Source organism: Lysinibacillus telephonicus, assembly GCF_003966145.1.
Taxonomy (GTDB): Bacteria; Bacillota; Bacilli; order Bacillales_A; family Planococcaceae; genus Ureibacillus; species Ureibacillus telephonicus.
Genome location: NZ_RXNR01000045.1, coordinates 14,461 through 29,435, shown reverse-complemented (window position 1 = coordinate 29,435; position 14,975 = coordinate 14,461). Strand labels below are relative to the sequence as shown.

Annotated in this window: 15 protein-coding genes; 10 read left to right on the top strand and 5 right to left on the bottom strand. The window is 33.5% G+C overall.

All coding sequences use genetic code 11. The features are described 5' to 3' along the window. The first annotated feature begins 175 nt into the window (after positions 1-175). The 5 genes from EKG35_RS14370 (at position 176) to EKG35_RS21015 (ending at position 2,971) form a co-directional block, all read left to right on the top strand. Entirely contained in the window at positions 176-472 is a 297-nt protein-coding gene (locus EKG35_RS14370) for a helix-turn-helix domain-containing protein (protein ID WP_342774118.1), read from the top strand. 96 nt (positions 473-568) lie between these two features. Next, positions 569-1,477: an EamA family transporter gene (locus tag EKG35_RS14365; protein WP_126295242.1), complete on the top strand. Its 909-nt coding sequence runs from the start codon at positions 569-571 to the stop codon at positions 1,475-1,477. Between the two features lie 17 nt (positions 1,478-1,494). Further along, positions 1,495-1,827, top strand: a complete 333-nt coding sequence (gene csaA, locus EKG35_RS14360) for a chaperone CsaA (protein ID WP_126295241.1) — start codon at positions 1,495-1,497, stop codon at positions 1,825-1,827. Positions 1,828-2,264: 437 nt separating this feature from the next. After that, positions 2,265-2,768: a hypothetical protein gene (locus EKG35_RS14355; RefSeq protein ID WP_126295240.1), complete on the top strand. Its 504-nt coding sequence runs from the start codon at positions 2,265-2,267 to the stop codon at positions 2,766-2,768. Positions 2,769-2,824: 56 nt separating this feature from the next. Next, positions 2,825-2,971, top strand: a complete 147-nt coding sequence (locus EKG35_RS21015) for a hypothetical protein (protein ID WP_185807767.1) — start codon at positions 2,825-2,827, stop codon at positions 2,969-2,971. Between the two features lie 919 nt (positions 2,972-3,890). On the opposite strand, the gene EKG35_RS14345 is transcribed toward EKG35_RS21015, so the two are convergent. Further along, on the bottom strand, positions 3,891-4,313 hold the full coding sequence (locus tag EKG35_RS14345; protein WP_126295239.1) for a hypothetical protein: 423 nt from the start codon (positions 4,311-4,313) through the stop codon (positions 3,891-3,893). Then, entirely contained in the window at positions 4,306-4,758 is a 453-nt protein-coding gene (locus tag EKG35_RS14340) for a thiol-disulfide oxidoreductase DCC family protein (protein ID WP_126295238.1), read from the bottom strand. Before EKG35_RS14340 ends, EKG35_RS14345 begins: the two co-directional genes overlap by 8 nt. Positions 4,759-5,047: 289 nt before the next feature. Between EKG35_RS14340 and EKG35_RS14335 the strand changes: the two genes are divergently transcribed. From EKG35_RS14335 to EKG35_RS21010, 5 genes are all read left to right on the top strand, one after another. Beyond that, positions 5,048-5,809, top strand: coding sequence for a GNAT family N-acetyltransferase (locus tag EKG35_RS14335; protein ID WP_126295247.1), 762 nt, complete (start codon positions 5,048-5,050; stop codon positions 5,807-5,809). A 165-nt stretch (positions 5,810-5,974) separates the two neighbouring features. Continuing rightward, a complete protein-coding gene (locus tag EKG35_RS14330) occupies positions 5,975-7,240 on the top strand; it encodes an MFS transporter (protein WP_126295237.1) in 1,266 nt (421 codons plus the stop codon). 134 nt (positions 7,241-7,374) lie between these two features. Next, a complete protein-coding gene (locus EKG35_RS14325) occupies positions 7,375-7,962 on the top strand; it encodes a dienelactone hydrolase family protein (RefSeq protein ID WP_126295236.1) in 588 nt (195 codons plus the stop codon). Positions 7,963-7,978: 16 nt separating this feature from the next. After that, positions 7,979-8,479, top strand: a complete 501-nt coding sequence (locus tag EKG35_RS14320) for a hypothetical protein (RefSeq protein WP_126295235.1) — start codon at positions 7,979-7,981, stop codon at positions 8,477-8,479. A gap of 97 nt (positions 8,480-8,576) precedes the next feature. Next, positions 8,577-8,729 carry a hypothetical protein gene (locus EKG35_RS21010; protein ID WP_185807766.1) on the top strand — a complete coding sequence of 51 codons (153 nt, stop codon included), beginning with the start codon at positions 8,577-8,579 and terminating at the stop codon, positions 8,727-8,729. A 223-nt stretch (positions 8,730-8,952) separates the two neighbouring features. On the opposite strand, the gene EKG35_RS14315 is transcribed toward EKG35_RS21010, so the two are convergent. From EKG35_RS14315 to EKG35_RS14305, 3 genes are all read right to left on the bottom strand, one after another. After that, entirely contained in the window at positions 8,953-9,639 is a 687-nt protein-coding gene (locus EKG35_RS14315; RefSeq protein WP_246020397.1) for a 4'-phosphopantetheinyl transferase family protein, read from the bottom strand. Beyond that, positions 9,639-12,794, bottom strand: coding sequence for a non-ribosomal peptide synthetase family protein (locus EKG35_RS14310; protein WP_246020396.1), 3,156 nt, complete (start codon positions 12,792-12,794; stop codon positions 9,639-9,641). Before EKG35_RS14310 ends, EKG35_RS14315 begins: the two co-directional genes overlap by 1 nt. Before the next feature lie 213 nt (positions 12,795-13,007). Beyond that, a complete protein-coding gene (locus tag EKG35_RS14305; protein WP_126295234.1) occupies positions 13,008-14,768 on the bottom strand; it encodes a methyl-accepting chemotaxis protein in 1,761 nt (586 codons plus the stop codon). Positions 14,769-14,975: the final 207 nt, after the last annotated feature.

The following is a 14,975-nucleotide window of genomic DNA, read 5'->3' as shown; positions in this document are numbered from 1 at the left end:
ATTCATAGACGGAGTCCTCCTGTGTGATGATGGGTCAATGGCTGTTGACACTCATGCATCATACTAGAGGGCTTTTTTTATTTCAAGACCCTGAAAATCCTTCTAACAGGAATGCTCCTTAGTAGATTTAACTAGATATGTAACGAGTAAACTTCAACTATCTAAACCACCGTCTATTGATTATATACATAACCATTTTAAGGAGAACATTCGATTAGAAACGTTAGCAAAAATAGAACATTACCATCCAACATATTATTCATCATGGTTTAAGAATAAGACCGGAAAAAGCCCAAAAGTTTATATATCTGAGCTTCGTTTAAAAGAAGCAAAATATTTATTAACTTCTACAGCATGGTCTATGTCGAGGATTAGTGAGGAATTAGGTTTTGAGAATTCTTCATCGTTTACAAGATGGTTTGTTAGTTGCGAGAACATATCACCACAAAAATATAGAGTTCTTAATAATTGATAAAAAGGATATTAAATTTGGTAAAGAAAATTTTTAAGAAATTTTCTATTCTAAGTTTAAATATTCTTTTTTCTTTTTTTATTGAGGTGAACAAAAATGAAGGAAAAATTGTCTCCATTTTTAATATTGCTTGCTGCAATACTTTGGGGAACTACGGGTACAACCCAAGCATTTGCACCGGAAACAGCACATCCGATTGCTATTGGAGCGACTCGTTTAGCGGTAGGCGGTATATTTTTAGTATTAGTTGTTTTAATCATTGGAAAATTTGAGTTTACAAATTGGCCTATCAAGACAACGATATTGGCTTCTCTAAGTATGGCATTGTATCAACCATTGTTTTTCACGGCAGTTTCGATTACAGGCGTTGCCATTGGTACGGTGGTAGCGATAGGGAGTGCACCTATTTTATCGGGTTTAATCGAATGGTTATATTTAAAAGTACGTCCATCTAAAATTTGGTGGTATTCCACTTTCCTGTCAATTTTAGGGTGCCTAATGCTTTTCAGTAATAAAGAATCGGTGCTTGTAGACCCGATGGGAATAATAATGGCTCTTGGAGCAGGGTTATCCTTTGCCTGCTATACTTTAATAAGCAGAACTCTGGTTGAAAATCATTCTTCATTATCAGTAGTAGCAGTTGTTTTCACTCTTAGTGCAATTTGGTTATCTCCATTTTTATTTGTTTTTGATATGTCTTGGATAATGAGTATCGAAGGTGTTGGTGTAAGTCTCCAGCTTGGAATTGTAGCCACAGGGATAGCATATCTTCTTTTTGCTAAAGGTCTTGTAAATGTTTCTTCATCAACCGCCGTAACACTTGCGTTAGCAGAGCCATTAACCGCAGCATTATTAGGAGTTTTTTTATTAGGTGAATATTTAAACATAACTTCTTGGTTAGGAATCTTCCTTTTAATGCTCGGAATCGGAATATTAATATGGTCGTCCAAAAATTCAAGAAGTGAACAGGGACTTGGAAAAATGGGTAATATTGAAACTTTCTAGAAAGGTGATAAATCAATATGGCAAAAATAGAAGACTTTTTAAAGCTTGATATTCGAGTTGGTACAGTCATCAATGCTGCAGCATTTCCAGAAGCAAGAAAGCCTGCTATAAAATTAGAAATTGATTTTGGTGAAGAGATTGGAATAAAGCAATCTTCCGCTCAAATTACACATAGATATAATCCTGAACAACTTTGTGGACGTCAAGTAATAGGCGTAGTTAACTTTCCACCAATGCGGATTGCAGGGTTTAAATCTGAAGTATTGATAATAGGCGGTGTTCCAGAAGAAGGGGATGTAGTTCTATTAAAACCTGATGAACCTATTAGAAATGGAACGCGTGTTCAGTAAACTTGTTAACCTACAAAAATGCAGTTGTAAACTTGAATAAAGGTACTTATAATTTCAACTTTTTAAAACGTTCCTATAAAAACAGGAACGTTTTTTTACTAAGTAAAATTTGAGGGTGATGGACTTGAGTTTTTTTTGCAACAATTCATTGATAAAATTGAAATTATTGGAACTTTTATTCCTTTAAACCGTATAAAAAATAAAAAGGAATTTCCATCACCTTAAGGGGTGTTTATTGTAGAACAGGGATTAATGATCAAATATAAAGTAACTTTTAAATATGGTAAAGAAAATAATTTACGAATGGGACCCACATGGTTTACTTTCGATGGAGTGTCTAGACGATGAGTATCACCCTAAAATTGAAAAAATTACATATGCAATTTAGTTAAAATTGCAAGATTGAATTTTTAAAATATATAGGAAGTTGGATTTAAATGAAGAAAAGAATCGGATATTTGTTAGGGATAATTGCAATTGTTTTAGCAATAGTGTTTAGTTATCAAGCGGGTAAAAAAGAAGTAGAAGGAAATATTAAGACAGTAATAGGAAACTCTGTTTATAATGTCTGGGAAGGTTATAACAGTATCATTGAAGATTCGAATAAGGGATTGACGATAGACGCTATAAGTAAAATGAATGAAAGACTTATTTATGTTACGGCTTATTCAAATGTTATAGACAGAGGAACAGGGCAAACATTGCTTCAACCTATTGCTAGTAAAATATCGAACATTGCTAAAGGAATTGAAGATAATTACTACCAAGATGGGGGGGTTAACGAACAACAACAAGAAAAATACAAACAAATGATAGAAGCGATAAAAGAAGTTAATGAACAAATATTAAAGGTTTACTACATTCCAAATTCGGAAGGTACCGTTAAATTGAAGATAGAGAATTTTGAAGAATTAATTGAAATAAATAAACGCTTAAACTAAATGAAGATTTTTTATAAGGGAAATAGTTTATCATGAAAAGATTGGAGGAAATTACTTTGATAAGATTTGTTGATGACTTGGCTGGGGCAATTTTTGATTTCTTTAAGTTTATTTTAACAAGTTTGTGTTATCTTTTTGCTGGAATGCTAATCGTTGGGGTACCACTTTTTCTTTTAGCGACGTTATTTAAATTGATTATGTAATACTGTGAGAGGAACCTTAAAATAAATATATCCATACGCAAACATATTAGATAATTTTATAGCATCGTATTAATTGAATTGTTTTATACGAGCTACATATTTGTTCGGAAAATCTATGTATCTTCCCGATTCTCAGAGTATAAATATAGAAAATCAATGAAAATTACACTGCTAGCATATAAAAATATAAAATTTGCCGATTGCTTTGAAGTTTTTACATGGATTTAGGCGATACTTACGTGAATTGAAGTAATGTTTATTTAAGCACATTGGGGTTATATTGTTTGTTTATTCCAAAAACTATTAAAAATTTAAGTTTTTTCTTATTACAACTCTGTAATAAGTTCAATAAGGAGGTTATTTATGAAAATAACTGAGTCAAAAGATAAATACAAGTTAATGACTTTGAATTTTATGGCCATATTGATAAAACACAGTTTTGTTCTAAGTGCGAATTTAATTTAGTATACTATGAAGATTTTGATTCATATTTTTGCCCTAAATGTAATAGCTGGACTGAATCAACATGTAGTGATCCAAAATGCAAATACTGTTCCATACGCCCGAAAACACCGTTATCCAATATATAATCCTAACGGAACCTCTAAGTGAGGAAGGGACATACTTCTTTAAATAGTCTTGCCGTAGTGTCCCTTAATACTCTCTATATATGATAGAAGGATGGTTGGTAGCAATTTCTATCAAGCTGATATTTAGTTGAAAAATACTCGAAATTTTAATAATCCAAACAATAGATAAATTTTAAATTATTTAAAGATCTTTCTTTTCTTTGAATCAGTTCTTAGTTCTTTAATAAAGTAATAGATAGTGGTAAGTGCGAAAATTACTATTAATTGAGTAATAACAAAATTTGTCATGAATCCATCTCCCCTTTTCTTCCTCTTCAAGAATCATCTGATTATTTTAAAATAGCAAATAGTTTTTTACGATCTATCCAAAGTAAAAGCAAGCACATGAATGTTAAAACAGTACTTAAATCCTGTACACCTATATCAAAACAATAATTCACCAACATAACATTAATAGCTATTGGAAAATAAATAATAGCTCCGAGTGTTTTGGTTTTGGGTATTATAAGTAAAAGTGCTGCAATGACCTCGCCTAATCCAATTACTATTTCATAAAAACGGGAATAGCCAAAGAATGTCCATGCCAGGGTAAATCCTTCTCCATTTAATTCTGCTATTTCAGGAGGAGGAGCACCAAATTGCCCCATCACTATTTTTACCAATCCATAAATAAGAAAAGATGAAGCTAAAAAGAAACGAAAAGTAGTAGGGATGGATTGTTTAAGCACGCGCCAAAGTATTGAATTATTCATTTTCTTTATCTCCATTCTGTTGATCAATGTTCAAAAATCTTTTTCGGATTTCTGGAGTTGGGATTATGCAACTGCTTTGTTTTCCGAAGAAACGATACCGATTTTTAGCAAACCATCGATAAAAGGCATTTCGAATTGGTTTAGGAAAAAGTATAAAAATATATAAAACCTTCCATAACCCATCCAGTTTTCTACAAATATGAAGTACTGCAGTTGATTCTGTAAATAGTTGTCCATTTTCCATTAGAACAATTGAATCAAGTCGGGAAGTATGTTGGTAATGAGCAAGAAGGTTTTCTGCAATAGTTGACTGTAATGATGCAAATCGAAAATGCCCTTTGTAATCACGTTTTATAATAAACTGCACTGATTTATTACAAAAATTACAATCTCCATCGAAAAAAATAATAGAGTTGCTGTATGAATCAACTAGACAGTCATTCATTATTGTTGCTCCCTTCTTTTAGACTATTTCTCCACAAATCCAATGCAAGAATTAGAATTCTAATTGATTCTTATATGTATTTATTTTAAGAAGATTTTTCATCCCTATCCATCGATTCCCGTGACAATAATTGAATGAAAGTGACAAAAATGTCACTCATAAATACTTTTCAAAATGAGGATTAAAATAAAAAGATTTTTATTGAAGAATCTAATTGAAGAAAAACTAAAGATTTCTGAAAGGAACTTGGTATAATAATTGTATAATTATGGTAAGGTTGTGGTGGGGAATGGGATACATTCAATTAACAAAAAACAATATGGAATATGAACACATTTGTTGTGCTCTAGGTGCAAAACAATATGAGCAAGCAGTAAATGATAAAAAGCAATGGTTAATGGAACGGATGGAGGAAGGATTAGTTTTTTACCGTCTAGACGAGCGAGCAAAAGTATTTATTGAATACTTGCCTGCGGAAATGGCATGGGTACCAATTGAAGCACCGAATTATATGTACATCAATTGTTTATGGGTTTCAGGAAAGTACAAAAACAATGGATATGGAAAACAATTATTGGATTATTGCAAGAAGGATGCAATTGCTCGAGGAATGGATGGTCTTGTACATATAGTAGGGAAGAAAAATCTTCCTTTTTTAAGTGAAAAACGTTTTTTTGAACATATGGGTTTTGGGGTAGTAGACCAGGCAGATCCATATTTTCAGTTAGTTGCACTAAAGTGCAATGAACAAGCTGTTGTTCCTTCATTTAAAAAGTGCTTGAATCCACCTTTTATAGGACAAGGAGTAACAATTTATTATACGGCACAGTGTCCCTTTGCTGTTGGTATATTAGAGGAGTTAAGAGATGTATGTGAAGGTAAAGGGATTACGTTTAATTCTTTTAGGATAACGACAAAAGAAGAAGCACAAAATGGGCCTACTATATGGACGACTTTTGGTCTGTTCTATAATGGGAAATTTATTACACATGAAATGTTAAGCCCAAACAAATTTGACAAGTTACTAACAAAACTAATAGTAGAACAATAAACCTTTCCTAAGCTAGTGAGGTCAACTGCAGAAGGCAATCAATAAACTTAAAGGTATTAAGATTTGATGTGAGACATAAATAGAAATATGAAGAAGCTCACATTTTCGGGACAGCCTCTATGTCAGTTTAAGAAAATATAAAAATTAGGGAAGAGGTATTAAACAATGTCCAGTAAAACCTATGAATTAAATCAAAGTTTTTTAGATTCACAAGAAAAACAAAAAAAATTATATAAACGTACTTTAATCATTGTAAGCATCTCACAAATTTTTGGCGGGGCTGGATTAGCAGCTGGAATTACTGTAGGTGCACTTCTTGCACAGCAAATGCTCGGCACTGACGCATTTTCTGGTCTTCCAACAGCTTTATTCACTTTAGGATCTGCAGTTTCTGCTTTAGTTGTTGGAAGACTTTCGCAGCGTTTTGGACGACGAACGGGTTTAACGATAGGATTTATGGTAGGTGGACTTGGAGCAATAGGAGTTATATTTGCAGCTATAATAAATAGTGTTTTGCTTTTATTTGCATCTCTATTTATTTATGGTGCAGGTACCGCAACAAATTTACAAGTTCGCTACGCAGGTACGGATTTAGCTAGTAATAAACAGCGAGCGACTGCTATAAGTATTGCTATGGTTTTTACAACATTTGGTGCAGTTGCAGGTCCAAACTTAGTAAATGTAATGGGGGATTTTGCTCTTTCTATCGGTGTTCCATCACTTGCAGGCCCTTTCATTTTATCAGCAGCTGCATTTATATTAGCAGGTTCTGTACTTTTTATTATGCTTCGTCCAGACCCATTAGTTATAGCTAGAGCCATTGAAGCGTCTAACCTAGATAAGCAGGAACATAAGACGCAAACTCTCCAGTTAGAAAATAAGAGAGGTATTATCGTTGGCGCAGCAATTATGCTTCTCACTCAAATAGTAATGGTTGCCATTATGACAATGACACCAGTTCATATGAGGGAGCATGGACATGACTTAGGTGAAATAGGTCTTGTTATTGGTTTTCATGTTGGTTCAATGTATCTCCCTTCGTTGATTACAGGAATGTTAGTAGATAAGCTTGGTCGAACTGTGATGGCTATTGCTTCTGGAACTACATTGCTTCTTGCAGGGCTAGTAGCGGCAATTGCACCAGGGGACTCTATGATTCTTTTAATAGTTGCTCTTTCTTTACTAGGTTTAGGATGGAATTTTGGACTGATAAGTGGAACCGCTCTTATTGTGGATTCAACTAGTACATCTACACGGGCTAAAACACAAGGTACAGTAGATGTTTTGATTGCGTTGTCAGGGGCTTCTGGGGGAGCTTTATCAGGAATGGTAGTAGCTAGTTCAAGTTATGCAACATTATCACTTGCTGGAGGATTTTTATCTTTAATTCTAATTCCAGTCGTGTTTTGGTCTCGTTGGAATAAAAAATAAAATTATATTTTTACAAAAATTACTGGGCGTTAATCAAACAAGATGAAGATTAGCGCCTTCTTTGGAGTTGAAATGCATGCGGAAGGTGAAAATCGGCTATTTCTTTATATAATCATTTTAATCGGAGGTAAATTTTGATACATATAAAAAACAACTCAAACAAATTAATTATCGTAGTTCATGAAATATATGGGGTTAATAGATATATGAAGGAAGTTTGTCATTCACTTTCAGAAAAAGGCTTAGATATCCTTTGTCCCAACCTGCTAGAAAAGGAAAGTTCATTTGACTATTTTCTTGAAGAAGCTGCTTATAAAAACTTTATGGAAAATGTAGGTTTTAGTAAAGGCGCAAATAAAATTAAAAATGTTATACAAGACATTAAAGGGCAGTATGAAAAAATCTTTATTGTAGGGTTTAGTGTTGGAGCAACAATTGCTTGGTTATGCAGTGAAGAAAAGGATGTTGATGGAATTGTTTGCTACTATGGATCGAGAATTAGGAACTACTTAGAAATTAATCCTTCATGTCCAACAATACTATTTTATCCGGAAAATGAAAATTCATTTCATGTTGACGAGTTAATAGATTCTTTGGAACGAAAGAATCTAGAGGTACATAAATTTAGCGGAGAGCACGGTTTTAGCGACCCTTATAATCCAAAGTTTAATGTTAAATCTGCCCAAGAAACTTTTAATATAATGATTGATTTTTTAGCTTAATATAAGGGAGATAAATTTGAAAAGAATTATTGTACTATTTCTAGTATTCATAATTGCAGGGTGTAACAATCAGTTAAACGATAATAAGCAGCAAAGTGAAATGGAAGAAGATAAAAATATAGACATAGCAAAGAACTATCTTGAGGAACTGGGTTATGATGTTATTTCATATGAGACCAAAGGCTCGCTATTATTTACAAAATCTGATTTGTTGGATTTACCAGGTGAACAAATATGGGGAGTTCAATACACTGAACCAGATAACTTTTTAAATAAGGAAATTAATACGGTAAGTTTTATGGTGAAAAATCATCCTTTAGATAATTTGTTTAATATGGGAAAAACAAATGCAACTGTGCTGATATTTAATGAAGAAGTTATTGGAGGTTGGTCATTCCCACACTCAAAGGAACCATTGATTGGAGCTTTCTATTCGATAGATGGGAAAACAATGGAAGAAATTCATGGAGACTTACAAAAATGGCGAGATGAGTGGGAAAATAAATATAAGAATTAAAGAAAATAAGCAAATACTTTTTTGTAAATATTGCAAAACCCTTCAAACAGCGTTGGACAATGACGCTAAAGCTTTCGGTAAGTGTTCATAAAAATATATGGGAAAGAGGTTTGAATTTATGGAGTTTGTTATAACAATTGCTATTATTGTGATAGCAATTACCTGTTTATGTATGGAAGGGAATTTACGAAAAACTATGGAACAAAACAACGAAACTATAGAGTTATTAAAACAATTACAGCAGAAATAATTGCCCTTAATCAATTGAAAGTGGAATTTATCCTTATAATTAAATGGAGGATAAAGTTTGAAGTAAAGCTAATAACTAATAGGGGCAGTAATGTTAAATTCGGAAAGATATTTTTAGGATAAAATTAAACAGCCAGTATCCGGTATAAATTAGTCCGTCAACTGGCTGAAACTTACGTTATTTTTTTTAATATTCATTATGGTATTGAATTTGCTGTTAGTTATTATAAATATGAAACTAGCTGATCTCTATTCAGTACTGTTCGTACTATAGGAAATTGTCCGCAATCCCAACAAACTGTAACAGGATGTACTTTATCAATATAAAAGATGTGTGTATGAATGTCTCGACGTTTTTTATTAATTTCAATCGTATTTATAGAAACTGGAGTTGCGTTTGGAAAAAGTCCTGTTTTATAGATAGCTTCTTTCATCGTCCAAAGCTCGTAAAATAGCTTTGTGCGATCAAATTTAGCATATTGATTTATTTCGTTAATTTCTTCTTCTGACATGGTATATGCCATAATTTCTTCATTGAATTGTTCAATCTTCTCAACGTCAACTCCAACATGACCGTGATTAGTTATGGCAGCAACGATCCATTCCCCAGAATGTGAAAGATTAAAATCTCCTGACCAATTGGTATTATTAGCAAGATAGGGTCGTCCCAATGTATTACGAGCTATGTTAATAGGAGTCTCATTTGTAAACTTCTTGAGCATCCAACGAACTAGAATATTTCCTAACAGTGCCCTTTGCCGATCCTGCCAATGCTTGTATTTTAATATTCTAGTTCGTTCTGCAATTGGAAGCTCTAAAAAGTACTTATCCCATTCCAAAGGCAATAATTGTGGCCCCAGTGGAAGTATGAATAGATGAAGAGAGTCTTTCATATTCCATGATTTAGACATTATCTAACTCCAACGGGCTTAGGCTCTGGGAAGTAACCCATTTTAATGCCATAGTTAATCATCGTTCGGATAAAAGTTGGATTTGGCTTTGCACAAGTTACATCCGTTTTCTTTAAAAATTCTTGAGTTTTATCTGTGTTAAATATAAATGGTGAATCACTTGCTCCATCACCATCAAGCTGGGCAATTGCCAGTGATAAAAATTCCTGTAATTCTTCTGGATGGTCCCCATTTAATAGCCAGTTTTCATACTCATTTGCTTTTATAACTTCCAAGTCATATCCCATTTCCTTTAACATGTCTATTAAATCAAGATATAGTAGGGGCGCAGGATTACATAAGTGGAAAATATGTCCACTTGATTTCGGCTGGCTAGCTAAGGCAACAAGGGCTTGGCTCGCAAAATTTATAGGCGTAAAATCGACATGCCAGTTAGCCTCAGGTGTTTTTCCTAAACAAAGCATTGATTTTATCATTCTATAAAAAGCATTGTCATCCATATTTCTTTGGAATTTACCAGTTTCAGAGTGGCATGTTAAATTTCCTACTCGATAGATTGAAACTGGAATTCCATCTAATATGGCATTTTTAACAAGTTTTTCTGCCTCTAATTTACTTTGGTTGTAAACATTTCCGAGGGTAACGTTATAATCAAAATCTCCATGCTCTTCATAATAATCCCACTGACTTACTGCAAGTTCCTCTGGAATACCAATTGTTGAAACATGATGGAAATGAACGCCTTCCCTACGTTTTGCAAGTTCAAGCAAGTATCTAGTACCTTCTATATTAACATTATGGAAATGATCAGCTGCTCCAAAATGTCTAACATCGGCACCGCAATGAATAACGGCATCGATTTCCTCGCTTAACGTAGAAATATCTTCAGATGACAAATTAAGTGATTGTTTACTTAAATCACCTTGAATGACTGTTACACGTTTTTCAAGTAAAGGAATAATTGCCTCACCGAAATAAAATTGCATGCTATCTTTTAATTTTTTGTCCAGTGACATATTTGAATTTTGTCTTATTAGACAGTAAATATGGGCGTTTGTTTTAACTAAAAGCTCGTATAACACATGACTGCCTAGGAAGCCAGTTGCTCCAGTTAATAAAACTTTATTCATAGGTAGTGGTTTTACTTTAGGATTAATTGACAGGGCACTCGGCTCCATTAATTCCTTCAAAACAAAGTCTTTCGATTGTTTAGTAGAGCTGTTTTCTTCAAAATTATAGTTTTTTATAAAGTAATCTAACTCGGCAATCGTTTGATATTGGAAGAAATCCTGTATAGTCAAAAATGGGGCATGCTTTTTAACTTGAACAAGAATTTCTAATATTTTTAAAGAATGTCCACCTATATGAAAGAAATTATCGCGAATTCCTACACGTTCAATACCGAGTACGTGCTCCCATGCTTTTGCTAATATTTGCTGCATTTCATTTTCAGGAGCTTCATAATCATTAGTTTGGGATAATGAAATCTCCAATTCAGCTAATTGTTTTCGGTCAATTTTTCCGGTCGGGGATAATGGCATTTGTTCCATTTCGATAAATCGTTCAGGTATCATATATTCTGGTAGGGTTTGTCCTAAGTACTTTCTTATTTCTTCCTGCTCGATTTGACTGCCTGGTGATACAGTATAATATGCAAATAAGCTATTATTTCCATCATTCATTTTTTTAGCGAGAATTACTGCTTGATGAATGCTCGGATGATTGGCCAATACAGTTTCAATTTCCCCAATTTCAATTCGAAATCCTCTTACTTTAATTTGTGTATCTTTACGGCCGACGAATTCAATTACGCCGCTTGGCAATAAACGAACTAAATCACCTGTCCGATACATTAGCTTTTCCGGATCATTTGAGAATAAATGAGGAACAAAGGCTTCTGCCGTTTTTTCAGGCTGATTTAAATAACCAGCAGCTAAACCAATACCAGCGATATATAGTTCTCCTGGTTCATTGACAGGACATAGCTTGCCTTCATTATTTAAAATATACATTTCATAATTTGCAATGGGTTTTCCAATTGGAATACTTGTTGTATTATCCTTTATTTCACCTTTCACTTTGTAATAGGAAGACAGAACGGTACATTCTGTTGGTCCATAAACATTCACGATTTCTATATTTGTTCCAAATTTTTCTTGCCATTTTTGTATAACAGAGGCCATTAGAGCTTCGCCGCCAACTGACAAGTATTTAAGAGATGCTAGCGATTCTTTCATCTCAACAGGGAGATAAGTAGCTAGCTGATTAAAGAAAGCGTTAGGGACTGTGGCTGAGGTAATTTTCTCTCGCTTTATCATTTCAGCAAAAGCTTCAATTGAAACCCGTTCAATACTTGTTAACATATGTAATCTAGCGCCAGAAAAAAGGGCAGTAAAAGTTTCAGCAATAGATGGGTCAAAACTATATGAAATAAATTGAGAATAGACATCCTTCTCAGTAGATTGGTAAATTCTTTGATGATCTTTAATTAAATTGACAACAGAATAATGTCTAAGCATTGTCCCTTTTGGTTTGCCTGTCGATCCTGAAGTATAAATGATGTAGGCAATATCAGAAGGACTGCTATTAATATCAATATTTTCCTTTGAATATGTTTCTTCCATTTGATCTATTTTAAAGACTGAGCGAGAGTGGGAGTCCTGCTGTAGTAACTCCCTTAGAAAACTACTATGTTCACTCTTAGTTAAAATAAATGGAGCACAAGTATCATTTAATAAATAATGGCAACGTTCTTTTGGATAACTTGGGTCAATAGGTACATAAATACCTCCTGCTTTTAGAATACCGAGCAGGCTCATTACAGTTTCTTTGCTGCGCTCCATGACAAGTGCCACGTAATCACCCTTTTTCAATCCGTTTGCTAGAAGCATATGGGCAATTTGATTTGAACGTTCATTTAATTGACGGTATGTCATTGTTCCACCTTCAAAGGACAAGGCAATATTATCAGCGAATTTTGCTGCAGATTTATAGAAAACTTCTGGTATTGTTTTATCTGATTCATAAGGTGCTTCTGTCTGATTTAACGAATGGTAAAGTAACTTTTCCTCATCTGTTAATAACTGAAAACGATCCGCATATAGTTTTTGTTGTTCATCCATTTTCTTTTTATTAAGTTCTAGTTTTATGTTCACTTAATTCAACTCCTATTATGTAAAAAAGTATTCAATGGAAAAGAATTTCCACTGAATACTTCCCTTTTCCAACGTATTGATTCACACCACACTTTTCTAATCCAAAATGAAAAGTAGGGATTGTTAATCTCTCACTTTTAGCTATCAAGTAACAGTAATCAAGTGCAAGATTTTATGCCGAAAGTGAAGGATACAATTGGGGCGAATGCACTTTTATTTTGTTTTCACAATAAATGAATTCACAACATTCATTAATTCAGTTGACAGCTGAGATAATACTTGTGCTTCGTCTGACACCTTTTGTACAGCATTTAATTGAGATGCAGATGTTTCAGCAGCTGACTTAGTATTTTCTCTAGAGAGAACTGAGAATTTCTCCATATCTTGTACAGAAGAAGTTACTTCTTGCATACCTGCAGACATTTCTTCGATAGTTGCTGTAAGATCTTGAATCTGATCTGAAACTTGCTGAATAGAATTTAAAATTTGAGCAAATGATTTTTCGGAATCATTTATCATTTGTAAACCGTTATTTACTTCATCAACAGCATGCATCATCACATTTACAGATTCATTTGTATCATGTTGTATATGTGAGATAAGGGTAGAAATCTCTCTTGCGGAAGCTTCTGACTGTTCAGCGAGTTTACGAACCTCGTCTGCAACAACTGCGAAACCACTACCAGCTTCACCTGCACGAGCTGCTTCAATAGCGGCATTCAATGCAAGTAAATTTGTTTGAGATGCAATACCTGTAATAATGCCAACTATCTCTTCAATTTTTACAGAGTGAGTACCAAGCATTTTTACTGATGAAGCGGATTGATTAACTGCTTTACTAATTGCATTCATTTGCTCAACAGATTTGTTAGTCGAAATATTTCCTTTTTCAGCTTCCTCTGATGCCCGGATAGAAGATTCTGAAATTTGATTCGATGTCATGGCAATGCGTTGAATACCAATACTAATTTCTTCAATCGTTGCTGAACTTTCTTTTGCTTTTTGTGCTTGTATATCTGCACTGCTTGCAATTTCTTGCATGGAAGCAGCAACACTATTGTATGATTCTGTTGCACCTTGCATATGTGTTGATAAAACCTTTGCCGAATTCGAAACGCGTGATGAAACATTTGCTGTACTTTGAATAACATTTCTTAAAGAATCAATCATTTGATTAAAGTTGCTCGTTAATAAGCCAATTTCATCATTAGATTTAACAGGCAATGGTTCAAGTTCTAAATTACCTTCAGCTACTTTTTTAGATAATTGTGAAAGCTGTTGGATAGGTGTTAATTTTCTTTTTAATAATGCATAAACTGCAATAGAAGATACTACTAAAAATAGGATTGTAACAAATAAAATTCGTAATACTTCCGACATTGCTTTAGCTGTTACCATGGATACATCATAGTCAATTGCATACGTAGCCAAAACTGATCCATCTTCATCCAATATTGGTGTTAATCCCGTTTTATAACTTCCAAATTCATCGCTGTAAATATCAGTTGCCGTTGCTTTTTTAGTTTCAAATACTTCTTTTATTCTCGCAAGGAGATCATCCGAAAGCCCCATTGCAATCATATCTTGATTGTATTCGGCACCTAATTCCAAAATACTTGAGGAAAGCACTGGAGCATTTATGTTTTCACCGTTTACTGTAATCAAAAATAGATTTGTAATGCTTTCAGATTCTTCATTAATTTTATCCATTTCCTCAGTTAATAGAAGGGCATCTGGATTATTAGCACTTGGATTTTCCAATACAGATTTTAACGTTTCCTGATTTATAGTCTGCGATAATATTACTCCCTTATCGTAGAGTGATTGATCCATATTTTTTAAATTACTACTTTTCACAATGTAATAGGAAAGTCCCGTAGTAACCAATCCTAATAATAATAAAATACTAACCATGATCATTATTAACTTTGTTCTCATTGATAAATGTTTTTGCTCGAGCTTTTTCTTTTTCATATGTATTTTCTTTCCCTCCATAATTACTTGATAAAATGGACAACCGGTAATGACGATAAAAGTAAAAAATGTTTGGTAACTAGGTTAAATAATATATTATGTAGGCGCCTTTTACTTTTTTAGCAAAGTAATCCATGCCGTTCCTACATAACTATAATGGCTATCGAAAAAAAATACAATGCAATGAACTGACTATTTTACTAAAAA

Coding starts and splice junctions, on each gene's coding strand:
- EKG35_RS14340 (WP_126295238.1), bottom strand. CDS start 4,758: ATGAATGACTGTCTAGTTGATTCATACAGCAACTCTATTATTTTTTTC.
- EKG35_RS14305 (WP_126295234.1), bottom strand. CDS start 14,768: ATGAAAAAGAAAAAGCTCGAGCAAAAACATTTATCAATGAGAACAAAG.
- csaA (WP_126295241.1), top strand. CDS start 1,495: ATGGCAAAAATAGAAGACTTTTTAAAGCTTGATATTCGAGTTGGTACA.
- EKG35_RS14330 (WP_126295237.1), top strand. CDS start 5,975: ATGTCCAGTAAAACCTATGAATTAAATCAAAGTTTTTTAGATTCACAA.
- EKG35_RS14335 (WP_126295247.1), top strand. CDS start 5,048: ATGGGATACATTCAATTAACAAAAAACAATATGGAATATGAACACATT.
- EKG35_RS14355 (WP_126295240.1), top strand. CDS start 2,265: ATGAAGAAAAGAATCGGATATTTGTTAGGGATAATTGCAATTGTTTTA.
- EKG35_RS14365 (WP_126295242.1), top strand. CDS start 569: ATGAAGGAAAAATTGTCTCCATTTTTAATATTGCTTGCTGCAATACTT.
- EKG35_RS14345 (WP_126295239.1), bottom strand. CDS start 4,313: ATGAATAATTCAATACTTTGGCGCGTGCTTAAACAATCCATCCCTACT.
- EKG35_RS21010 (WP_185807766.1), top strand. CDS start 8,577: ATGGGAAAGAGGTTTGAATTTATGGAGTTTGTTATAACAATTGCTATT.
- EKG35_RS14315 (WP_246020397.1), bottom strand. CDS start 9,639: ATGTCTAAATCATGGAATATGAAAGACTCTCTTCATCTATTCATACTT.